This is a genomic window from Variovorax sp. P1_H2 (assembly GCF_056405295.1).
On the sequence record NZ_JBFUCJ010000006.1, the window covers coordinates 72,303 to 94,367 of the forward strand.

The 22,065-nt window shown below is 63.7% G+C and carries 20 protein-coding genes; 13 read left to right on the forward strand and 7 right to left on the reverse strand.

From position 1 onward, the window contains the following. Nucleotides 1–32: 32 nt before the first annotated feature. The 8 genes from AC1D2E_RS04120 to maiA all read left to right on the forward strand — a co-directional run bounded on the left by AC1D2E_RS04120 (nucleotide 33) and on the right by maiA (nucleotide 9,030). The gene (locus AC1D2E_RS04120) at nucleotides 33–1,781 is read left to right on the forward strand and encodes a GMC family oxidoreductase (protein WP_478196229.1); all 1,749 of its coding nucleotides are present in this window, start codon (nucleotides 33–35) and stop codon (nucleotides 1,779–1,781) included. A gap of 62 nt (nucleotides 1,782–1,843) precedes the next feature. Continuing rightward, on the forward strand, nucleotides 1,844–3,295 hold the full coding sequence (locus AC1D2E_RS04125; RefSeq protein WP_478196230.1) for an aldehyde dehydrogenase: 1,452 nt from the start codon (nucleotides 1,844–1,846) through the stop codon (nucleotides 3,293–3,295). 480 nt (nucleotides 3,296–3,775) lie between these two features. Then, on the forward strand, nucleotides 3,776–4,948 hold the full coding sequence (locus AC1D2E_RS04130; protein ID WP_478196231.1) for an ABC transporter substrate-binding protein: 1,173 nt from the start codon (nucleotides 3,776–3,778) through the stop codon (nucleotides 4,946–4,948). Nucleotides 4,949–4,952: 4 nt separating this feature from the next. Next, on the forward strand, nucleotides 4,953–5,870 hold the full coding sequence (locus tag AC1D2E_RS04135; RefSeq protein WP_478196232.1) for a branched-chain amino acid ABC transporter permease: 918 nt from the start codon (nucleotides 4,953–4,955) through the stop codon (nucleotides 5,868–5,870). Between the two features lie 3 nt (nucleotides 5,871–5,873). Continuing rightward, on the forward strand, nucleotides 5,874–6,905 hold the full coding sequence (locus tag AC1D2E_RS04140) for a branched-chain amino acid ABC transporter permease (RefSeq protein ID WP_478196233.1): 1,032 nt from the start codon (nucleotides 5,874–5,876) through the stop codon (nucleotides 6,903–6,905). Then, nucleotides 6,905–7,660 (forward strand): ABC transporter ATP-binding protein, encoded by a 756-nt coding sequence (locus AC1D2E_RS04145; RefSeq protein WP_478196234.1) that lies wholly within the window; start codon nucleotides 6,905–6,907, stop codon nucleotides 7,658–7,660. The genes AC1D2E_RS04140 and AC1D2E_RS04145 overlap by 1 nt, the downstream gene beginning before the upstream one ends. Beyond that, nucleotides 7,657–8,370 (forward strand): ABC transporter ATP-binding protein, encoded by a 714-nt coding sequence (locus tag AC1D2E_RS04150; RefSeq protein WP_478196235.1) that lies wholly within the window; start codon nucleotides 7,657–7,659, stop codon nucleotides 8,368–8,370. The genes AC1D2E_RS04145 and AC1D2E_RS04150 overlap by 4 nt, the downstream gene beginning before the upstream one ends. Nucleotides 8,371–8,391: 21 nt before the next feature. After that, nucleotides 8,392–9,030, forward strand: a complete 639-nt coding sequence (gene maiA / locus AC1D2E_RS04155) for a maleylacetoacetate isomerase (protein ID WP_478196236.1) — start codon at nucleotides 8,392–8,394, stop codon at nucleotides 9,028–9,030. Nucleotides 9,031–9,055: 25 nt separating this feature from the next. Here the strand turns inward: maiA and AC1D2E_RS04160 are convergent, their stop codons facing one another. The 7 genes from AC1D2E_RS04160 to AC1D2E_RS04190 all read right to left on the reverse strand — a co-directional run bounded on the left by AC1D2E_RS04160 (nucleotide 9,056) and on the right by AC1D2E_RS04190 (nucleotide 15,591). Continuing rightward, entirely contained in the window at nucleotides 9,056–9,964 is a 909-nt protein-coding gene (locus AC1D2E_RS04160; protein WP_478196237.1) for a DMT family transporter, read from the reverse strand. Between the two features lie 54 nt (nucleotides 9,965–10,018). Then, nucleotides 10,019–10,315 carry an antibiotic biosynthesis monooxygenase family protein gene (locus AC1D2E_RS04165; RefSeq protein WP_478196238.1) on the reverse strand — a complete coding sequence of 99 codons (297 nt, stop codon included), beginning with the start codon at nucleotides 10,313–10,315 and terminating at the stop codon, nucleotides 10,019–10,021. 16 nt (nucleotides 10,316–10,331) lie between these two features. Next, complete coding sequence (locus AC1D2E_RS04170; RefSeq protein WP_478196239.1) at nucleotides 10,332–11,117, reverse strand: SDR family NAD(P)-dependent oxidoreductase; 786 nt, start codon at nucleotides 11,115–11,117, stop codon at nucleotides 10,332–10,334. After that, the gene (locus AC1D2E_RS04175) at nucleotides 11,114–12,043 is read right to left on the reverse strand and encodes an NAD-dependent epimerase/dehydratase family protein (RefSeq protein WP_478196240.1); all 930 of its coding nucleotides are present in this window, start codon (nucleotides 12,041–12,043) and stop codon (nucleotides 11,114–11,116) included. The genes AC1D2E_RS04170 and AC1D2E_RS04175 overlap by 4 nt, the downstream gene beginning before the upstream one ends. Nucleotides 12,044–12,048: 5 nt before the next feature. After that, nucleotides 12,049–13,944, reverse strand: a complete 1,896-nt coding sequence (locus tag AC1D2E_RS04180; protein ID WP_478196241.1) for a TRAP transporter large permease — start codon at nucleotides 13,942–13,944, stop codon at nucleotides 12,049–12,051. Between the two features lie 128 nt (nucleotides 13,945–14,072). Beyond that, nucleotides 14,073–15,047, reverse strand: a complete 975-nt coding sequence (locus AC1D2E_RS04185; RefSeq protein WP_478196242.1) for a TRAP transporter substrate-binding protein — start codon at nucleotides 15,045–15,047, stop codon at nucleotides 14,073–14,075. Between the two features lie 118 nt (nucleotides 15,048–15,165). After that, complete coding sequence (locus tag AC1D2E_RS04190) at nucleotides 15,166–15,591, reverse strand: VOC family protein (RefSeq protein ID WP_478196243.1); 426 nt, start codon at nucleotides 15,589–15,591, stop codon at nucleotides 15,166–15,168. 286 nt (nucleotides 15,592–15,877) lie between these two features. Here AC1D2E_RS04190 and AC1D2E_RS04195 point away from each other — a divergent pair, with 286 nt between their 5' ends. The 5 genes from AC1D2E_RS04195 to AC1D2E_RS04215 all read left to right on the forward strand — a co-directional run bounded on the left by AC1D2E_RS04195 (nucleotide 15,878) and on the right by AC1D2E_RS04215 (nucleotide 21,997). Beyond that, entirely contained in the window at nucleotides 15,878–16,726 is an 849-nt protein-coding gene (locus AC1D2E_RS04195) for an HTD2 family dehydratase (protein ID WP_478196244.1), read from the forward strand. After that, nucleotides 16,723–17,934, forward strand: coding sequence for a CaiB/BaiF CoA transferase family protein (locus AC1D2E_RS04200; RefSeq protein ID WP_478196245.1), 1,212 nt, complete (start codon nucleotides 16,723–16,725; stop codon nucleotides 17,932–17,934). Before AC1D2E_RS04195 ends, AC1D2E_RS04200 begins: the two co-directional genes overlap by 4 nt. Before the next feature lie 365 nt (nucleotides 17,935–18,299). Beyond that, nucleotides 18,300–18,857: a flavin reductase family protein gene (locus AC1D2E_RS04205; RefSeq protein WP_478196246.1), complete on the forward strand. Its 558-nt coding sequence runs from the start codon at nucleotides 18,300–18,302 to the stop codon at nucleotides 18,855–18,857. Between the two features lie 62 nt (nucleotides 18,858–18,919). Then, the gene (locus AC1D2E_RS04210; protein ID WP_478196247.1) at nucleotides 18,920–20,020 is read left to right on the forward strand and encodes an LLM class flavin-dependent oxidoreductase; all 1,101 of its coding nucleotides are present in this window, start codon (nucleotides 18,920–18,922) and stop codon (nucleotides 20,018–20,020) included. A gap of 240 nt (nucleotides 20,021–20,260) precedes the next feature. Continuing rightward, nucleotides 20,261–21,997 (forward strand): sigma-54-dependent Fis family transcriptional regulator, encoded by a 1,737-nt coding sequence (locus tag AC1D2E_RS04215; RefSeq protein ID WP_478196248.1) that lies wholly within the window; start codon nucleotides 20,261–20,263, stop codon nucleotides 21,995–21,997. The last annotated feature ends 68 nt before the right edge of the window (nucleotides 21,998–22,065 follow it).

Sequence of the window (22,065 nt, forward strand, 5' to 3'; positions counted from 1 at the left end):
CGTTTTTCTCCAATCCGAAGGTGGACCACGCCATGCGACTTCCTCACCCTACCCACAACGAGACCCTCGACGACAGCTTGCTGGATCGACTCGAACGCGCCCTGATCGCCGGACGGCTGGACCGGCGCGGCTTCCTCAAGGCCGCCGCGGCAGCCGGATTCGCCGGCACCGCCCTGCACGCCCTGGCGGACGAACTCGACGCCGCACGGGCCAACCAGGATGAGCGTTCCGCGAAGCTCCTCCCCGCCTACGACTACATCGTCGTCGGCTCGGGCAGTGGCGGCTCGGCGCTCGTCGGCCGTCTCGCCGCGAAAACCAGTGCCAACATCCTCCTGATCGAAGCGGGCGACTGGGACACCGCACCCTCGGTCATGGATCCGCGTCTGTGGTTCACGAACCTGGGCACCGAACGCGACTGGCAAGACGCCGCCGTGCCCTCGCCAAGCACCAACAACCGTGCGATCTCCGAGACCATGGGCAAGGTGGTCGGCGGCGGCAGCAGCATCAATGCGACCATCTGGGCGCGCCCGTTCAAGAACGACCTCGACCACTGGGCCCAGGAGAGCGGCGATGCTTCCTGGGGCTACGCGCACGGCCTCGACATCTACCGGCGCATGGAGAATTGGCAAGGCAAGCCTGACCCGAAGTATCGCGGCAAGGGCGGGCCCGTCTGGGTTCAGAACGCCTACGATCCGCCGCCGGTCGCACTGGGCATGCTGGCCGCCTGCCGCGCCCTGGGCATGCCGGTTCTCGACGACCTCAACGGAGCGCGCGAGGTGGGCGGTGGCGGCTTCGCGCTGATGAACCAGATCATCCGTGATGGGCGCCGCCAGAGCATGGCACGCTCCTACCTCTATCCGGTGCTGGCACGCAAGAACGTCACCGTGCTGGTCAAGTCGCATGTCGACCGGCTCACCTTCTCCGGCACGCGTGCGACCGGCGTCGAACTCCGGCGCGGCGACGGCGCGCCCGTGCGCATCCAGGCCAGGTCGGAAGTCATCCTCTGCTCGGGCGGCATCAACACGCCCAAGCTGCTCATGCTCAGCGGCATCGGGGATCAGGCCCAGCTGCGCACGCATGGCATCAAGACCGTCGTGCATTCCCCCGAGGTGGGCCAGAACTTCCACGATCACCTGCTGCATGGCGGCTGCATCTGGGAGCCCAAGGAACACGTTCCGCACCGCAACAGCGCCGCGAACGTCTCGGGCTTCATCAAGAGCCAGCCCGACCTGCAGACCCCGAACATCAACCTGGTCCAGATCGAGCTGCCCTATGCCAGCGACGTCATTGCCAAGCAGTTCTCGCCGCCGCCCACCAGTTGGGCGCTGTGCGCGGGCCTGGTCGCGCCCAAGAGCCGCGGCGAGATCAGGCTTCGTTCGGCCAACCCGGCCGATCGTCCGATCGTCGACGCGCGCTTCCTCAGTCATCCCGACGACGTCAAGGCGCTGGCCTACGGCATCGAGGTGAGCCGCGAGATCGGCAACTCGGCAGCGATGAAAGACTTCGTGAAGCGCGAGGTGGCACCTGGCCAGAAGTTGACGGGCCAGGCGATGGACGACTTCGTGCGCAACGGCGCCACGACCTACTTCCACCAGGTCGGCACCTGCCGCATGGGCAAGGATGCCCAGGCCGTGGTCGACGCCAAGCTGCGCGTCAACGGCGTGCAGAACCTGCGGATCGCCGACAGCTCGATCATGCCGCGCATTCCTGCGGTAGCCACCATGGCCACCTGCGCGCTGATCGGTGAACGAATGGCCGAAATCATGAAGCCCGGGGCTTGAACCATTCGGCTCGAAGCGTCGCTTCTCCAGACAACACCCCTCTGCTCATTCAAGGACCCAACATGGAAACACAACTTCTCATCGACAACGAAATGCGCGCCGCGAATGGCGGGGCAACTTTCGAGCGCCGCCATCCCTCCAGCGGCGACGTCGTCACGCGCGCCGCCGCAGGAACGGTGGAAGACGCGATCGCGGCGGCCGCCTCCGCGGGTGCCGCGTTTCAGACGTGGCGGCACAGCTCGCCCTCGGAACGCCGCCGCATCCTGCTCAAGGCTGCCGACGCGCTCGAGGCCAAGACTCCTGCCTTCATCGAGGCCATGGCCGCCGAAGTGGGCGCCGCTGCCCTCTGGGCCGGTTTCAACGTGCATCTCGCCGCCACCGCATTCCGCGAAGCTGCATCCATGACGACCCAGATCCAGGGCGAGACGATCCCGACGGACAAGGCCGGGGCGATCTCGATGACCGTGCGCCAGCCAGTCGGCGTGATCCTGAGCATCGTTCCATGGAACGGGCCGGTCGTCCTCGCTGCCCGCGCCATTGCCTATCCGCTGATGTGCGGCAACACCGTGGTGTTCCGCGCCTCCGAGGCCAGCCCGCGCACCCACATGCTGGTTGCGGAGGCACTGGTCGAGGCAGGTCTTCCGGCCGGCGTGCTCAACTTCCTGACCAATTCGCCGCAAGACGCACCGGAAGTCATCGACGCGCTCATCGCTCACAAGGCCGTGCGCCGCGTGAACTTCACGGGCTCGACCCGGGTCGGACGCATCATCGCCCAGAAGGCCGCGGTCCACCTGAAGCGTTGCCTGCTCGAACTCGGCGGAAAGTCGCCGCTGGTGGTGTTGAAGGATGCCGACATCGACGATGCGGTCAAGGCGGCCGTGTTCGGCTCCTTCCTCTACCAAGGGCAGATCTGCATGTCGACCGAGCGCATCGTTGTCGACGAATCAGTCGCCGACGAATTCGTCACCAAGTTCGCGGCGCGTGCGCAGGATCTCCCTGCAGGCGACCCGATGAAGAATCCGCAGTGCGTGATCGGACCGATGGTGTCGAAGGAGTCCGGCCCGCGACTCAATGCGCTGATCGACGATGCTGTTGCCAAGGGCGCCAAGCTCGCCTGCGGCGGTCACGCCGCCGGTGCCACGATGCCGGCGACGATCGTCGACCACGTGACGCGGGACATGAAGATCTTCGATGAGGAAACCTTCGGCCCCGTGACCACGATCGTGCGGGTGAAAGGAGATCAGGAAGCCGTCGCGGTTGCCAACGACACGGCGTACGGCCTGTCCGCCGGCGTGTTCTGCAAGGACGTCATGCGTGCCTTGAACGTGGCGCTGCAGATCGACACCGGCGCCTGCCACGTGAACGGTGCGACGGTCCAGAACGAGGCACAGGCGCCCTATGGCGGCACCAAGGACAGCGGCTATGGTCGCTTCGATGGGCGGGCGGTCATCGACGAATTCACTGAACTGAAGTGGATCACGATCGAACCTGCCGGCCAACAGTACCCTGTCTAGCAGTGCAATAAGGTCCGACGACGTGCCTCGTCGGACCTGTCTCAAGCCACCTGCAAGCGATTCGCAAGCGCAGACCCGCTATTCGCGAAATCTATGCGTTGTATTCACCGTATTCTATTGGTTTATGTCTCTCGGGGCGCAATGATTGCGTCACCCCGACCCACGAACAGGCGCCACGCGAGCAGCCTTCAACGGAGACAGACATGAATCGGTCCGCCCCTATCCAGCCGCCTGCATTTCAGCGCAGGCCGCGCTGACATCGACGCTCCCCTGCATCTCGCACGGCACCAAGCCAAAGCTCAGCAAGCGTTCCTTGAGCAGATGAACGCATGCAGTGCCGGGATGCAGGCGAATTCCAGCGTCTCTGGCCGCCCTGCTGAGGCGGCCCCTGCGCGTCGCGCAAGTTTGCAATCCAGTTCCACCGGACCGCCCCGATTCCGATCCCAAGATTTCTCACACCCAACCTTAGCGAGACGACACATGACCCATCGCCCTTACGTCCACCGGACCGCCTTCGCAGCCGCCCTCGCCTGTGCATTCGCCGGCCAAGCCGCCACCGCTGCCACGATCGGCATCATGGCACCGTTGTCCGGTCCGATTGCTGTCGTAGGTCAAGATCAGGTCGATGGGTTCATGCTCGCGGTCGAACAACTGGGCGGCAAGCTGGGCGGTCAACCTGCAACCGTGCTCAAGGAGGATGACCAGCTCAAGCCCGAGATCGGCGGCCAGATCGTGCGCAAGTTCATCGACAAGGACAAGGTCGACGCCATCGTCGGCCTGAGCTTCTCCAACGTCATGATGGCCAGTCTGCCGCGCATCGCCGAATCGGGCACCGTCGCGATTGCGACCAATGCCGGCCCCTCCCCCGTGGCCGGCGCGGGCTGCAAGCCGAACGTGTTCTCCACCGCCTGGCAAAACGACGGCGCCGCCGAGGCGATGGGCAAGTATGCGCAGGACAAGGGCGTGAAGAAGGTCTACCTGATGGCGCCCAACTACCAGGCCGGCAAGGACATGCTGACCGGCTTCAAGCGCTACTTCAAGGGTCAGATCGTCGAAGAGGTCTACACCCAGGTCAATCAACCGGACTACTCCGCCGAGCTCGCCCAGCTGCAAGCCGCGAAGCCCGACGCCGTCTTCGTGTTCTACCCGGGCGGCATGGGCGTGAACTTCATCAAGCAGATGGCCCAGGCCGGACTGATGTCCAAGGTGACGCTCTACTCGGTCTTCACCGTCGACGGCACCACCTTGCCCGCCCTGCGTGACGCGGCGGTCGGCAGCATCAGCGGCGCCATGTGGGATGCGGCGCTGGACACACCCGAGAACAAGAAGTTCGTCGCCGATTTCGAAGCCAAGTACAAGCGTACGCCCAGCGAGTACGCCGCGACGGCCTACGACGCCGCGAACATCCTGAACATCGCGCTTGCCAAGGCGAAGCCGGGCGACAGCAAATCCCTGGCCGCCGCGGTCAAGGCTGCGGGAAGCGAAGTGAAGTCGGTGCGCGGCCCCTTCGCCTTCAACAACAACAACCTGCCGGTGCAGAACTACTACGCCTTCGAGACCGTCAAGGCAGGCGCCAACGTCACCGGCAAGCTGCTGGCCACGCCACTGCCCAAGCAGGTGGATGCGTACCACGCGCAGTGCGCATTGAAGTAATCCCATGAGCAGCACGGTTGTTCTCGCGCAGCTTCTGAACGGGCTCCAATACGGCGTCCTGCTGTTCCTGCTGGCGGCGGGCCTGACGCTGGTGTTCGGCATCATGAGCTTCGTCAACCTGGCGCACGGGTCGCTCTACATGATGGGGGCCTACTTCGCAGCCAGCGCATTCCAGTACACCGGGTCCTTCGGCCTGGCCGTCCTGGCCGCCATGGGTGGGTCGCTGCTACTCGGTCTTGCACTGGAATTCGTCGCGGTAGCGCGGCTCTACCGACGGGATCACCTGGACCACGTGCTCGCCACGTTCGGACTCGTTTTGTTCTTCAACGAACTCGTACGCATCATCTGGGGGTCGCAGCCCGTGTTTCTCCAGGTGCCGGACTTCCTGGGAGGCGCGATCGACATCGGCGATTTCAGCTATCCGGCCTACCGCTTCGCGATCATCGTCGTCGGCCTCGTCGTCGCCATGGGCTCCTGGCTGCTGATCAACAAGACCCGGGTTGGCATGCTGATTCGCGCCGGTGCGGTCAATCCCGCGATGGTGGCCGCGCTCGGCGTCAACATCCGCCTGCTCAACGCGATGCTGTTCGCGGTCGGCGCCATGCTGGCTGGCCTTGCAGGCGCTATGGCGGGCCCCATCCTTTCGGTGCAATCCGGCATGGGCGAGTCCGTCCTCATCACGACGCTGGTGGTCATCGTGATCGGTGGCATCGGATCAGTCACCGGGGCCTTCTACGCCGCGCTGATCGTCGGCATCGTCGACACCCTCGGTCGCGTGTTTCTGCCCCTCTTGCTGCGGCAGATGACCGAGCGTTCCTTCGCAGACGCTGCGGGCCCCGCGCTGGCCTCAATGCTCGTCTACCTGTTGATGGCGGTGGTCCTGGCCTGGCGGCCGCAGGGCCTCTTCCCGGCCAAGAAGTAAATCATGACTGCCTCACTCGCTCGTCCCAGCCACTGGGTTCCGCTGCTCGTCCTGATCATGTTGGCCGGAGTCCCGTTCGTGGCCCAGGCCACGGATCAGACCTTCTACATCGCCTTCTTTGCCCGCATCATCATCTACGCGATCGCGGCATGTGCGCTCAACATCGCGCTGGGATACGGCGGCCTCGTGAGCTTCGGCCACTCGCTGTTCCTCGGGATCGGAGGCTATGCCGTCGGGCTCGCGTCGTTCTACGGCGTTGGCAACGGCTGGATCCACCTGTTGCTTTGCCTGGGCGCCTGCGGCTTCGTCGCCTTCGTGACCGGCATCATCAGCCTTCGCACCAGCGGCATCGCCTTCATCATGATCACGCTCGCATTCGCACAGATGGGCTATTTCCTGTTCGTCAGCCTCAAGGCCTATGGCGGCGACGATGGGCTGTCGATCGCCCTGGGCAGCCGGTTCGGCCCCTTGGACCTCGCATCCGCCACCACGGTCTACATCGTGGCGTTTCTCGTGCTCATTTTGTCGATCTGGTGGCTCGCCCGACTGCGCGTCGCACCGTTCGGCATTGTGATTCGCGGCGCCAAGCAGAACGCGCGGCGCGTGAGCGCAGCCGGCATTCCCGTCGTGCGCTACCAGCTGCTGGCCTATGTGCTGTCTGGCATGCTCTGCGGTGTTGCGGGACTCTTGCTTGCCAACCTCAACGCCTTCGCGTCGCCGAGCACGCTCGCGTGGTCGGTGTCGGGAGAACTGATCGTGATCGTAGTGATCGGCGGGCTCGGAACGGTTTTCGGACCGCTCATGGGCGCGCTCGTCTTTCTCGGTCTCGAGGAAGTGCTCAAGGGATGGACCGATCATTGGATGGTGATCTTCGGGCCGCTGATCGTGCTGGTCGCGCTGCTGGGCAAGCGCGGCATCGTCGGCATGCTCGAGCGCTTCGACGCTCGTGATGCGGGTCGCTCAGAACCTGAGCCGGCTCTGAGCCAGAGCGCGTCTGTTTCGAACATGCACCCGGATGCGAAAGGAGCCGCATGATGGCCAGTGCTCTTCGTACCGATTCCCTGACCAAACGCTACGGCGCCCTGCTCGTGACCGACGGCGTGTCGCTCGACATCCGCGAAGGCGAACTGCACGCCATCATCGGCCCCAATGGCGCAGGAAAGACCACGCTCATCAACCAGCTTTCGGGCGAACTGGCGCCAGACAGCGGCAACGTTTGGTTCGATGGCGTGGACGTTTCATCGCTGCCCATTCACAAACGCGCACAGCGTGGCCTGCTGCGCTCCTATCAGATCACATCGATTTTCGAGGAGTTCAGCGTGCTCGAGAACGCGACCTTCTCCGCGCTCGCCTCCCGTCGTCACGCCTTCGGCTTCTGGCGGCCGATGGCGAACGATCGACAGGCGAGCCAGGCTGCAGAGGAGGCGCTTGCTGCTGCGGGCCTCGGCCATCGCCTCAAGGTGGCTGCTGGCGACCTCGGCTACGGTGAGCGGCGACAACTCGAACTGGCCATGAGCCTGGCCGCCAGCCCCAAGTTCCTGCTCCTCGACGAGCCCATGGCCGGCATGAGCGTGCAGGAATCCACCAGCGTCATCGCCCTGCTCCAGCAATTGAAGCGGCAGTACACGATCCTGCTCGTCGAGCACGACATGGACGCTGTCTTTGCGCTCGCCGACCGCATCAGCGTGCTGGTCTACGGCCGCATCCTGTTCACCGGAACGCCGGACGAGATCCGAAACCACCCCGAGGTGCGCGCGGTCTACCTGGGCGAAGAGGAGGCTGAAGCATGAGCGCGTTTCTTTCCGTCCAGGGACTGCAGGCCTCGTACGGCCATGCACAGGCCTTGTTCGACATTTCCTTCGAGGTCGGCACCGGGGAAGTCGTCACTTTGCTGGGACGCAACGGCATGGGCCGTTCCACCACGGTCAAGTGCCTGTTCGGCATGCTGCCCGTCAAGGCGGGTACCGTCTCGGTGGGCGGCACACGAACGGACGGTATGGCGTCGCATCGGATCGCACGGCATGGCCTGGCCCTCGTGCCTGAAGGTCGACAGGTGTTCCCCAACCTCACCGTGGAGGAAAACCTCGTCGCCACCGCGCGCGACGACCGAAAGCAGAACGGTCGCCGATGGGATCTGGCACGGGTCTACGCTTTCTTCCCGCGCCTCAAGGAACGGCGCAGCAACCTGGGATCGCAACTCTCGGGCGGCGAGCAACAGATGTTGGCGATCGGCCGCGCCCTGATGACCAACCCGCGGCTGCTGGTCCTCGACGAAGCCACCGAGGGGCTTGCACCCTTGATCCGCAACGAAATCTGGCGGTCACTCGCTGAACTGAAACAGGACGGCCTGTCGCAGATTGTGATCGACAAGAACGTCAAGTCCTTGCTGAACCTGGCCGACCGGCACTTCGTCATCGAGAAGGGGCGAGTGGTCTGGCAAGGCAGCTCGTCCGAACTACGCAGCCAACCCGAAATCGTCCATCAGTACATGGGCGTTTGAGACTCGCCTTCAAAGCACAACATGAAACTCTACGACTTCTTCCGCAGCGGAACTTCGCATCGACTGCGGATCGCCTTGAACCTCAAGGGCCTGACCTATGAGCAGGTCGCGATCGACCTGCGCCGCGAGGAGCACCTGGGTGCGGCCTACGGAACGGTCAACGCACAACATCTGGTCCCGGCACTGGACATCGCCGGCACCGTTCTGACCCAGACCCCAGCGATCATCGAATGGCTGGAGGAGCGCTATCCCGCCACGCCGCTCCTTCCCTTCGATTCCCTCGAACGTGCGCATGTTCGCGCTCTGGCAGCGATCATCGGGTGCGATGTCCATCCGATCAACAACCGGCGCATCCTGGAGGCATTGCGGCATGACTTCGGCGCCGACGAGGCGGCGATCAACCGCTGGTGCCAGACCTGGATCGTCGCTGGCTTCGATGCGTATCAGGCCCTCCTGGAGGCGCGCGGTGCCGGCGGCGCCTTCTCTTTTGGGGATCGCCCGACGGTCGCGGACACCTATCTCGTTCCGCAGATCGAAAGTGCCCGACGGTTCAAGGTCGATCTCGAACGCTGGCCGCGCTTGATGGCGATCGATAGCGCGTGTGCCAAACTGGATGCGTTCCAGCGTGCCGTCCCATCGGCCCAGCCGGATGCATCCTGACCGCCGCTGAAGCTTCTGCGGCTGCTCATCTGCCGTAGAGACGCTTTGACGGCAGCACCGCTGCGAGCAGGGCCGTGAACAGGCACGCCATCGCACTCAGTTCCAGCGGTCCGAGCGGCTCTCGCCGCACGATCGCACCGGTGACCATGGCGACCATGGGCACCATGACCGTGGAGAGGCCGGATACGGTCGCCGGCACCTGATTGACGATCGAAAACCACACCACATTGCCCATCGCCATCGGCACGAAGGTGATATACGCGATCACGAGCACCGACGCCATGGATGGCATGAAAGGCTCGCGCGTCCCCAATACCAGCGCAACAACCGACAAGGGAATGGAAGCGATCAGCAGTTGCCAGCCCGAGGAAACCAGGGGCGAGATCGTCAGGCCGGCTCTGCCCAGGATCAACGTTCCGCAAGCCCATCCCATCCCCGCAGCGATGCCAAGGATGAAGCCGAGCGGTGCTGACGCGTAGCTTTGTCGCGCGGCGATGGCCAGAATCGCCACACCGCAACTCGCCAACGCCACGCTGAAGAAAAGCCGCCTGGTCGGTCGCTCTCCAAATGCGAGCCACGAGAACAAGGTCACCCAGACCGGCATGGTGAAGCCAAGCACCGCCGCCTGGCCGGACGGAATGAGAACCGACGCGTAGGTGCTTCCAATGTTCCAGATCAACAGATAGGCCAACGCGGCGGCGGCGAGGTAAACGCGTTGGGCACGTGGAACCTGCAGGGACTGCCCTTGCATCCGGGCAACGACGAGCAGCGATAGCCCTGCCCCAGCCAGGCAAAGGGCGCGGAACGTCCAGACCGAAACCTCCCGCACCGCCAGCGGGAACAACACCCAGTTGGTGCCCCAAAGCAAGGTCAGCGCAACGATCAGAGGAACGACATTCGAGAGCGAGCCGGACGCTGTCAAGCTTTGCTTCATGTCACCGCTTCGCGATTCATCTGCGCGGCTCGCGCGCAGGCTCGGAGGGGGGCCTCACGCACCCACAACGGTGAAATGCTCTACGAACGGGGGCTGGGCAAAGAAAGGACCGATGATGGCCCGCCAGGCATCGTAGGCAGGCGAAGTGCGGAAGCCCACGGTGTGATCTTCCAAGGTTTCCCAGTGAATCAGCAGAATGAACCGTTCGGGCGTCTCGATGCTCCGACGCACTTCGTATGTCCGAAAGCCCTTGGCCTTGGAAAGCACCGTCTCCAGTCCGTGGTGGGCGGCCTTTTCGAAGTCGGTCTGTCGACCGGGGTGAATGCGGATGTCGGCGACTTCCAGAATCATGGGGGCTTCCTTGTGCTCAGTGAATATGGCTGCCGCCATTGACGTCCAGGGTTGCCCCGGTCACGTAGGCAGATAGATCCGATGCGAGAAAGAGGCATGCACCTGCAATTTCACGCGGCTTCGCGGCGCGCCGCAACGGAATGCCCGATACGATCTCCTGGAACTTCGCTTCGGACATGCCATCCACCATGCCAGTCTCCGTCATCGACGGACAAATCGTGTTGGCGCGGATTCCCATCGGACCGAACTCGCGGGCGATGCTGCGCGTCAGGCTCAAGACGCCRCCTTTGGACGCCGCGTAGTGCGAGCTGCCGACCAGCCCCCCTCCACGCTGCGCTGCGACGGAAGCTACGTTGACGATGACGCCGCTCTTGCGATCGGCGAAGACCCGCAGGGCACTCTGGCAGAGGTGAAAGGCGCCTTTGAGATTGACGTTGATCATCAGGTCGAGCTCTTTGCCTCCGATCTCGAGCATCGGATGCGATTGCACGACGGCGGCGGAATTGATCATGCAGTCCATCGTGCCGTGCAACGCCAGCACATCCTGCATGAGGCGCTCGCAGTCTGCGGCACTGCTGATGTCGCAGCGCATGCCGTGTATCGAGGCACTGCGTTGAAGTCGCTGCTCGATCGACCCCTTGATGTCGGCCAGCACCTTGTCGTCCATCGACAGGTCGACCACCACCACCTTGGCGCCGTGTTCGGCAAAAAGCTCCGCCGTGGCGTAACCGATACCGCGCAGCGATGCGGCGCCCGCGATCACACACACCTTGTCCTGAAGCAGCATAGAGTTCTCGTTCATGGGTAGGTGGCCGCGGACGCATCGTCCAACGGCATTTCGTTCAGAATCCAGTCGACCGCCGAACTTTGGCGGGGCGACCAAGCCAGTTCCCGACGCGCGCGCTTGCCCCGGACCCGGCTGTTGCTGCCGAGCGAGAAGTAGGCCTTCGATCGGCCCCAGCGCTCGGCCGCTGTCTCGGGATCCAGGCATTCCACCGCGCCGAGCCCGAGGCGACGAGCCAAAGCCTCGCCCAACTCTCGAAAGGATGCTTCGCCTTGTTCCGCGAAGTAGAAGGCCCCCGCGGGCGCATGATTCAGCGCCCGGACGTAGAGGTCGACCACATCGTCGACGTGCACGTTCGACCAGACGTTCAAGCCCTGTCCCACGATCTGTACGACGCCTTGGCTCACGGCGTTGGCGGCAAGGAAAGGAATCTGGACGCTGTTGCGATTCATGCCATGGCCGACGCCGTAGATGAGGCTGGGGCAGATCACCACAGACCGAACCCCTCTCTGCGCGGCGTCAAGGATGGACAAGTCGATCTCCCGGCGCGGCTGCTTGTCCGGCGCCACGACGAGCGTGGAGTCCTCGTCGAAGATCACCTCCGATCGGCGGCTACCGCGCGCGTCGTCGCCCACGACGCTGGAGCCACTGGTGTGCAGCAACGGCTTCGACGAGTGCTCGAGTCCCGCGATCAAGGCGCGCACCGCATCGACGTGATCGGAACTCGCTGTGTTGATGACCCCATCGGCCAAGCGCGCCTGGCTGGTCAGCAGTGCGCCGTCGTCGAGGCTGCCAATGACCGGCTCGATGCCACGCTGTTCCAGCTGTTTCGCGCTTTCCGGTGATCGCACCAAGCCGCGAACCCGATGGCCCTCCAGGAGGAGTCTCGCCGCGATCGATCCGCCGATGAAGCCGGTCGCACCTGTCAGAAAAATTGTCTTCATAGCACCTACTTGATAAAACCTGTGGACAGCCATGGCACGGCCGCAACGATCACCGTTCCGATCAGAAGGGCCAGCATGTAGCCCATGATGGGCCTCATGCCGGCGCTCGGGCTCACGCGGGCGATGGCGCAGGCAGCGTAGTAGCCCACTCCGAACGGCGGCGCGAACAGCCCGATGCCCATGGCCAGCACGACGACCATCGAATAGTGGACGTCGTGCACCCCAAACTGCTTTGCAATCGGAAAGAGCAGCGGGCCGAACACCACGATCGCCGGGATGCCCTCGAGGACGCTTCCCAAGACGACGAACGCCAGGATGGAGATCGCAAGGAAGCCCGCCGTCCCACCGGGCATCTGCGTCATGGCCTCGGCCAGTTGCCGAGAGAAGCCGGATTGCGTCAGCGCCCAAGCCATGCCGGTCGCGGTTCCGATGATGAGCAGGATGGCCCCCGACAAGGCGGCGGTTTCCACCAACGCGGGCCAGAGCGACCTGAGGTCGAGTTGCCGGTAGACGAACAGGCCGGCGACCAGCGCGTAGGCAATGCCGATCGTCGAGACCTCGGTCGCCGTGGCCACGCCTTCCACGACCGCCGCCCGGATGATGAACGGCAGCGCGAGGGCCGGCAGGGCGACAAGCAGGGCGCGGCCGACCTCCTTCCACGTGGCACGAACGACCTTCGTCACGTCGACCTTCCGAACGCGCCACCAGACCACGAAACACAGCAGCACCGCGAGGACCAGGGCGGGCATCAGTCCTCCCGAGAACAGCGCGGCGATGGAGATGCCCGTGACCGATCCGATCGTGATCAGCACGATGCTCGGCGGGATGGTTTCCGTCTGCGCGCCGGTCGCCGCCAGCAGCGCCACCATCTCTCCGTCCTTTTCGCCGCGCTTGCGCATCTCGGGGAACAGAACAGGCGCGAGCGCCGCCATGTCCGCCGCCTTCGATCCCGAGATGCCCGAGACCAGGTACATGCCGCCGACCAGCACATAGGAGAGGCCGCCCCGGACGTGTCCCAGCAGCGACGCAAGAAACTGCACCATGGCTTTGGCCATGCCGCTGAGTTCGAGCACCACGCCGAGGAAGATGAACAATGGAACGGCCAGCAGCACCAGGTGCGACATGCCCTCATCCATCCGGCCGACGATCACATTCACCGGCTTGCCGGTGGTGAGCGCGAGGTATCCGAACGTGGCGAGACCGAAAGCGAAGGCGATCGGCACACCCGACAGGACCAGGAATCCGACGATGATGACGAAGAAGATCAGCAGGTTGAAATTGCCGAGGTTCGCAAAGAGCGGGCTCATGAAATAGAGCGCCAATCCCGCCCCCGCCACCAGGGCGACAGCGACCAGCAGCCGCCGCAGGTCCGTGACGGTGGCCAGCTTGAGCAAGGCCGCCACGCACATCAACGCCACGCCGCATGGCAATGCGGCGGCCCGCCAGGAGTTCGAAATGCCGAGCGACGGCGTCGTGACGATCGCTTCCTCGCTGGCGAAATCGTAGGCCGGGTGCAGGATCAGAAGCAGGAAGGCGCCTGCCGCGACCACCGCAAACAGGTCGAGGAACGCGCGCAACTGCGGCGAGGCCTTGTCGACCAAGGCCGTCATGCGCATGTGCGACGAGCGCCGGAAGGCGATCACGGCGCCCAGCATCGCCAGCCACAGGAAAAGCATGGATGCCAGTTCGTCGGACCAGTCCAGGGGACGGTGGAACACATAACGGCTCACGACGCCCGAGAACAGGACCAAGATCTCCACGGCCACCAGCAAGGCGGCGGGAACCTCGGTCACCAGGGCGAGGGCGCGGTCCGCCTGGGCCACCGCCCGATACCAGACGCTGTCCGGACGAAGGGGGGCAGAGCCTGGCGGCGCATGCCCGGCGGTGATGATCGGGTCCACGGATTCGTCTCCTGTTCGATGTAGTCATCCGGCCCTGGTGAGGCAAGCCTCCAGGCCGATCGGCCCGGGCTCTCCGGAGCCCGGGACCTTCCAGCGCGACTCCCCGTGGAATCGCAGCCGGGTCGCGTTCAGACCAGCTTGCCGCTGTACTTTTCCAGCAGGGCCCAAGGCTCAGGCCCGAACTTCTTCTGCCAGTCGGCGTAGTAGCCGGCCTTTTGCAGAACCTCGCGGAACGGCTTGGCGTCGACCGCGTTGAACTGCATGCCGGACGCCTTGAACTTGGCTTCCAAGGTGGTGTTCAACGCTGCATGCGCTTCGCGCTGCTTCACCGCGTTGGCGTCCAGGATGCGGGTGGCGAGCTGCCGCAGATCTTCGGGCAACGCATTCCAGTTTTTCTTGTTGCCGACCAGCGTGAAGCAGTCCCAGACGTGAGAGGTATAGGAAAGGTACTTCTGCACTTCGTAGAGCTTGTTCGACTCCACCAGGGGCAGCGCGTTTTCCTGGCCATCCACCACCTTGGTCTGCAGCGCGGTATAGAGTTCTCCGACCGGGATGCTGGCCGGCGACGCCTCTAGTCCCTTGAACACGGAAGTCAGAATGGGGCTGACCGGTACGCGAATCTTCATGCCGACGATGTCCTTCGGCGAAACGATCGGCTTGGAGGAGTTCGTGACCTGGCGAAAGCCATGATCGAACACCTTGCCCACGGGGACCAGGTTGACCTTGTCGAAAGACGAGCGAATGTGCGCACCGAGGTCGCCGTCCATGGCTTTCCAGACGGTCGCGTAGTCGGGGAACGCGAAGGCCACGAGGTTGATCGAGGCAACCGGCACCAGGTTGCCCCAGATGCTGTTCGCCGTGCAGACGAAGTCGATGGCTCCGGACCGCACCTGCGAAACCGTATCGGTGTCGCTGCCCAATTGCCCATTCGGATAGACCTCGATGTTGAGGCGACCACTCGACTCGCGCAGGATCTCCGCGCACGCCGTCTTCAGCGCCGCCGTCGTCGGATGGCTTTCCGGAATGGAAATCGCGATCTTCAGATTGAACTTGCCGGAGGCCTGGGCCAGTACGACGCCCGGAACCAGCGTGGTTGCGGCCACGGAGGCCAGCTGCTTCAGGACTTGACGGCGCCCGGTGGGCTGCGTGCAGAGTTGGGACGGCGCGAAAGAGGTTCTTGTTGTCACGGAGTGTCTCCTGTTGATTTAGGGATCTGTTCTCTTAGCTGAACACGTTGGGCTGGTGGACTTCGATCACGTTGCCATCCGGGTCCTGCAAGAACACTTGGTGCCAGCCCGCAATCGCCCAGCGACCGTAGTCCGAATAGCGGATGCCGAGTTCGTCGCACTTGCGCATGAAGCCCTTGATGTCGTCGGTGCGGAAGCAGAAGTGGCCGCGCGCCATCGGATTCACGATCTGCTTCATCTTGAAGCCGGTGTCGAGGTCGCGCTCGGCCCAGTGGAACTCGATGTCGCCGTCGGTGAGGAAGTCGACCTTGCCGTTGTAGCCGGAGGTTGCGCTCTCGGCGTTGACACGCGAGTGCTCTTCGTCGCGGATCGTGCCGAGATCGAAGAGCGTTTGATAGAACTTGGTGAGCCTGGGCAAGCTGTCTGTGCACAGGTTCATATGGTGGAACTTGAAGTTCATCTTGGATCCTTTGAGTGTCGTAAGGGCGCTGGCAACTCGCTGCCGGGACCGAGGAACTCCGGCGCGGCTTGCGCTTCTCGAACAGCGAACGCGGCCGCTGTCGAAGCACGGACGCAACGATACGAAACTTCATTAGTGAAGTCAATGATGCATAGGTGAAAACACCTAGGAAGCTTATTTGCCTCTTTCCCTTAGATTCCCCTACCCGTAAACTTCACAGGTGCATTGCACAATGCATATAAGAATCGTTGTCTAGCGAAAGCACGGATTGGCAACGGAGTCGTTTATGGGCACGAAAGACGAGGGCAAGTTGACTGAAACTGGGGACACCATCACGCGTGAAGAGTGCTGCAGCGTGGCTGCGGTTCGTCGGGTCGCGGCCATGCTCGATCTCGAACCCGACGGATTTCGTGCTGGCGAGCCGTTGCCGCGCGGCTGGCATTTCATCCTGCTCGGCGCCGACACGAAGAGGTCCAACCTGCGGTCGGATGGCTTTCCAGGACTGGGCGTTCCCATGCCGGACCTCGGGCTTCCGCGACTCATGCTCGGCGCACGTACGGTCGCCTTCCATGACGACATTTCGATCGGGTCGAACTTGACGCGAACGAGTTCGATCCAGAGCCTGCGTCAGAAAGAGACCGCATCGGGCGCCATGGCCATCGTGACGATCGGCCATGCATTGACGCTGCTCGGGCAGGCTGCCCCTTCGGTCACCGAAACCCAGACCTATCTGCTGCTTCCGGCGGCAAAGGCCATCTCCGCGGCAGCCGAGCCTTCGCCACCGGTCGCGGCAGAACGCTCGAGACTGGCGGTGCCCGACGAAACGCTGCTCTTTCAGTATTCAGCGCTGGGCTTCAACTCCCACAGGATCCACGTCGACCGGGCGCATGCCCGCGATGTGGAAGGCTTTCCGGATCTTGTCGTCAACGGTGGACTTGCGACGCTGCTCCTGACCGAGTTCCTCCGCCTGGACCTCGGGCTCACGCCCTCTGCGATCCGGGTGCGCCATATAGCGCCCCTGTACTGCGGCCGTCCGATGACGCTGGCGGCGARCAAAGACGGCAGCGCGTGGCGCATCAATGCGTTCGATGACAAGAACACTGCCGCGATCGACATGGAGGTAGACATTCAATGAGCTTCGAACCTTTGAAGGGCATCACCGTCCTGGACCTGACGAGCGTCGTGGTCGGCCCCGTCTGCACGTGGCGATTGGGCCAGTACGGTGCCGACGTCATCAAGGTGGAAAGTCCGGAAGGGGATCTCATGCGAGGCCTCGGCGGCCAGTCGCCTACGGGCCAGCACTCCGGCACCTACCTTCACCTCAACCGAGGCAAGAGAAATATCTGCCTCGACCTCAAGGAGGCCGGGGCCAAGGACGTCATGCGCCGCATGGTGGCCAAAGCCGATGTGATCGTTGCGAACATGCGTCCGCAGGCCCTGGCGCGGCTCGGGCTCGACGCCGACACCATCCGCACCGAGTATCCGGAGAAGATCTATTGCCTGATCACGGGCTATGGGACCGACGGCCCCTACGCGGGCCAGCCGACCTACGACAGCGTCGTCCAGGGAGCCACGGGCATGGCGGGCCTCACGCTCGCACGCGACGGCACGCCGACGTACGTGCCGATGCTGATCTGCGATCACGTCGCCGGCGAGATCGCCGCAGGGTCAGTACTGGCCGCCGTCGTACAGCGCACCACGACCGGAAAGGGATGCAGCATCGAGGTTCCCATGTTCGAGACCATGGCGGCATTCGTGCTCCAGGAGCATCTGGCACAACAGAGTTTCGATCCGCCTGTCGGCCCACCCGGCGACCAGCGATTGTTGAGCCCTCACAACAAGCCGGTGAAGACCTCAGACGGCTGGATCTCGTTCACCGTCAACACGGACGCCCAAGTCCGCGCTTTTCTCAAGGTGACGGATCGGCACGAGCTCGTCGATGATCCTCGGTTCGACAGCGTCGCCGCACGAGCACGCAATGTGGGCCAATGGTTCGAGATCCGCGGAGCCGCGCTGACGAACAGGACTACCCACGAATGGCTCGAGTTGCTCAAGGCCGCAGACATCGCGGTACAGCCCTGCCATACGCTGGAAACGCTTCAGCATGACCCTCACCTGAAGGCGGTGAGTCTGATCCGCTACGAAGCGCATCCGACGGAAGGCCGAACCGCTGCGATCCGCTCGACCATCCGGATCGACCAGGCGTACGCACCGTTGCGGGAGCCGTCGAGTCCACGAGGCGCGCAAACCCGCGAGGTGCTCGAAGAGCTTGGCTATTCAGGCAAGGAGATCGATGCACTTGTGGCCAAGGCCGCTCGGACCTGGACGGCTGAGCCCCTCTAGTTCGGTAGACACCCTCACTCTTCTCCCGTATCGGTCCGGCGTCCGGCTCCTCTTCGCCATGCAGGAGGGGGGTGGGGGCGCGCCTTTCATCTGCGGACGGCGGGGTGCTGCGCGCCTCTGACCTTGGCTGGCACGCACTACGCCGACCCGAGCGCCCTGCCCGCGCGCACAGGCAGTCGCGTCGACCGATCTGGCGTTTGCCAACCCGTCGCGCCGCCTGCCGATGCGACACATCGACTGTCTCAAGGTGTCGCAGCGACGTTGTCCGATCGCCGCTAAGTTGTTGATTTTGCTAGATGTTGCCTCGGGCATGGCACGTGCAGTTGCTCAGTGCCAAGCGACAAACAACCCGGAGACAACCTGCCATGACCTCTCGTCCGATCTGCACCGAAGCCCCTCATGCCTCTGACGTCGCGACCGCGTTTCGCGACGCCATGCGTCGCGTGGCGTCATCTGTCACCCTCATCACCACGCGCGATGCGGAAGGCTCACCCCATGGGATGGCCGCCTCGGCGGTGATCCCCGTTTCGATGGACCCGCCCGCGATCCTGGTTGCGATCAATCGAAGCTCCGGCCTGCATCCGGCGCTGTCCACGCATGGGCGATTCTGTGTGAATCTGCTGGCAGGAGCTCACCATGGCCTGCTGGGTGCGTTCGCCCAGAGTTCGAGGCGGTCCGAGCGCTTCGCTGCTGGCGATTGGCAAGACGGCTGCGACTCGCTGCCTTTCCTCGCGTCCGCACCCGCTGCCGTTTCCTGCGAAGTCGAGMAGCGCCTCGACTACGCGACCCACACCTTGTTCATCGGTCGTGTGACGGACGTCAGGCTGGCCGGCGAAGACTGCGACCCGCTGGTCTGGTTCAACGGCTGCGGTGCGGCGGTGTCCGGCCGCAGTGATCCCATCCAAGACAAGGTCACGGCTTGACCGTGTTCTTGGGCCACCGCGCGGCGCTCGTCGCGCATTCTTCAAGCAGCAAAGGAGACTTCATGAAACTCGGATTGTTCGGCATGCCTCTGCATCCGCCCTCACGCCCCATGTCGGAGACCTTCAAGGAAAACACCGACAAGATCCTGTATGCAGACGAGATCGGCTTCGACGAGGTCTGGCTCGGAGAGCACATGTCCTGCACCACCGAACCGATTTCGTCACCGCTGATCTTTCTGGCATCGGTGATCCACCAGACGAAGCGCATTCGATTCGGAACGGGTGTCATCGCATTGCCCAACCATCATCCAGCGGTCGTCGCCGCCGAGGTGGCGCAATTCGACCATATGAGCCAGGGCCGACTGCTGTTCGGAATCGGCCCGGGTGGACTGGCGAGCGACATGGAGCTGTTCGAAGTCATGGACGGCGCCTACCGTACGGAGCGCATGATGGAGTCCATCGATACGATCCTGAAGATCTGGTCTCAGGATCCTCCCTATGACATCCAGGGCAAGCACTGGAAGATCTCGTTGAAGGACATGGTCATTCCGGAGCTTGGCGTCGGCTTCATGCCGAAGCCGTTTCAGAAGCCGCATCCCGAGATCTCGATGACGGCCATGTCGCCATTCTCGGACAGCGTGAAGACCGCGGCCGCACGCGGCTTCGGCGCGATGAGCGCCAACTTTTGCCCGGAGTATGTGATTGCGAGCCACTGGAAAAAGTACGTCGAAGGATGCGAGCTTGCCGGCCGGAAAGCCACCGGGCACGACTGGCGGGTGGCCCGCAACATCATCATCGCTGCGAGCGACACCGAGGCGCGTGACAGGGTGATGGATCCGAGCGGCAGCAACTACTACTACTTCGACTACCTGTGGCGCGTCCTCAAATCGGTGAACTACACCGCCGTCATGAAGAACGACCCCAAGCAGCCCGACGAAGCGGTCACGGTGGAGCAGTTGATCGACAGCATGGTGATCTATGGATCGCCCGGCACCGTTGCCGACAAGCTTGTGAGCTTCCGTGAACGGACGGGGCCGTTCCATGGCTTGATGATGGCTTCGATGGACGGCGCCGGCCACAATCGTGAATGGGAATGGGAAACCATGCGCAGGCTCGCCCTTGAGGTGATGCCCATGGTGCGCAAGGCGACGTCGACCCACTGAAGAGCTCGCTCGCCAACGTGACAGCAAGGGGCCATGGATGCAGAATGGTTCGAGAAGGGCCGGCCCCAGGCCCCTTGCAGGAGACATGGCATCGTGGACCAAGCATCCTCCTCGAGCGCTCTGCGCCCGACATCTACGCCCCTACCGGATGCGCTGCTTGATGGCAACAGCGTCGCTGCATCGAGAGAGCGATGCCTTGCTGTCCATCGCCTCAGTCCGGAACGGGTGGAGCGCCCTTGCGTGTTGACCGCGGTGGAGATCCAGGACCATCGCGAGCCGATCTCGGATCTGCTGGCCCTTTCTCAAGGCGAGGTTCAACGCCTGTTCGAGCTGCTCGCCGAGCAAGACTACGTCGTGATGCTCACCGACCCCGCAGGGGTCGCGCTCGGCTTTCGGTCGACAGAGCTGATTCTCGACGCCTGCAGCAGCGCGGGTGTGCTGCCTGGCTCCATCTGGTCGGAGGAGAGCCAGGGCACGAACGGAGTGGCTCTGTGCATTCGCGAGCAGCGCGCGCTTTCGGTCGTGATGCACGATCACTTCGCCTCGAGCCTGGCAGGCGTCAGTTGTACAGTCGCTCCTGTCTTTGGCGCCGCCGGCCAACTCGCGGGTGTGTTGAACGTCACCACGTTGCGCCCGTCCGATCGGGCCGCCCAGGCCGTGGTACGGCAAGTGGTCGCGGCCTCGGCGCGTCGCATCGAAAACCTCTTCTTTGATCGTCGCAATGCGGGCAACACGATACTGCGCCTGTCGCGACACGGAGACTTCTGCGATGGCGCCTCGGAGTCACGCATCGCACTCGACCCCAGGGGCAGAATCCTCGATGCGACGCCCCCGGCACATCGGATCCTCGTGCCGACCGGGGAGCCACTGATCGGGCTGCCGCTCGCGGAAGTTGAAGGCATGGATCGTTGGGTCAAGGCCGTGGACTTTGGCGATGCCGCGTTTCAGCTGGCGAAGGGCAAACACTACATTCGACTCGAGCAGCCCAGGCAAAGATCCCGCCATCAGAGTTCAACTCCGATGCCAGAGGCTGCCGCCATGGATTCGGAGCAGCCTTCGGTAGATGAAATCGTCGGCGACGATCCGGTCGTGCGCGACGCCATGCTTGTTGCCAGGAGGCTGATCGCTCACCGCGTCCCGGTATTCTTGCAAGGCGAGACCGGAACCGGCAAGAGTGCATTGGCCAAGGCGCTTCACGTCGATGCAGGAGGAAATCCCGAGAAGTTCGTCGGGGTGAACTGTGCTGCGATCACAGCCGAACTGATCGAAAGCGAACTCTTTGGATACAGGCCGGGCGCCTTCACCGGCGCTTCCCGGCAGGGATCACGCGGCAGGCTGCTGGAGGCCGACGGAGGAACGCTCTTCCTGGACGAGATCGGGGACATGCCGCTCGCTCTGCAGACACGACTGCTGCAAGTCTTGTCGGACGGCGAGTTCACGCCCGTCGGCGCAACCCGCCCGGTACAGGTGCGCTTCGCGCTCGTTGCGGCCAGTCTTCATGATGTTGCGCAACAGGTCCGGGAAGGCCGCTTCAGGGAAGACCTCTATTTCAGGCTCGCCGGCGCGACGGTGCACCTGCCCGCCCTGCGTCACCGCGACGACCGGCAGCTCCTGATCGAGCGTGCGGTGGCTGCCGCGGCGCGGCGAGTCGGACGGCGAACCCCTGTCGTGGAGGCAGCGGCGATGCGCGCATTGATGGAGCACGAGTGGCCTGGCAATCTTCGCGAACTCCATCACGCTGTCAGGTTTGCCGTTGCCATGGATGTCGACGGCGAGGTCACCCTGGCGGACCTGCCTCCCCCCTTCGGCAAGAAGAGCATGACGATGGGATGCCCGCCGGGTGACAGGCGAAGATCGATCGAACAGGCCCTTGGACGGTGCAACTGGAACGTCTCCGAAGCCGCCCACTCGCTTGGGATTTCCCGCGCTACGCTGCACCGGCAACTTCGCGAGTTGGGAATCCAGCGGCCCGTCTGAGGCTGCACCCCTTCTCGGCCGCCTGAACTCTCCGCGTGGAGATGCCTCAAATTTCACTGATGCAATAA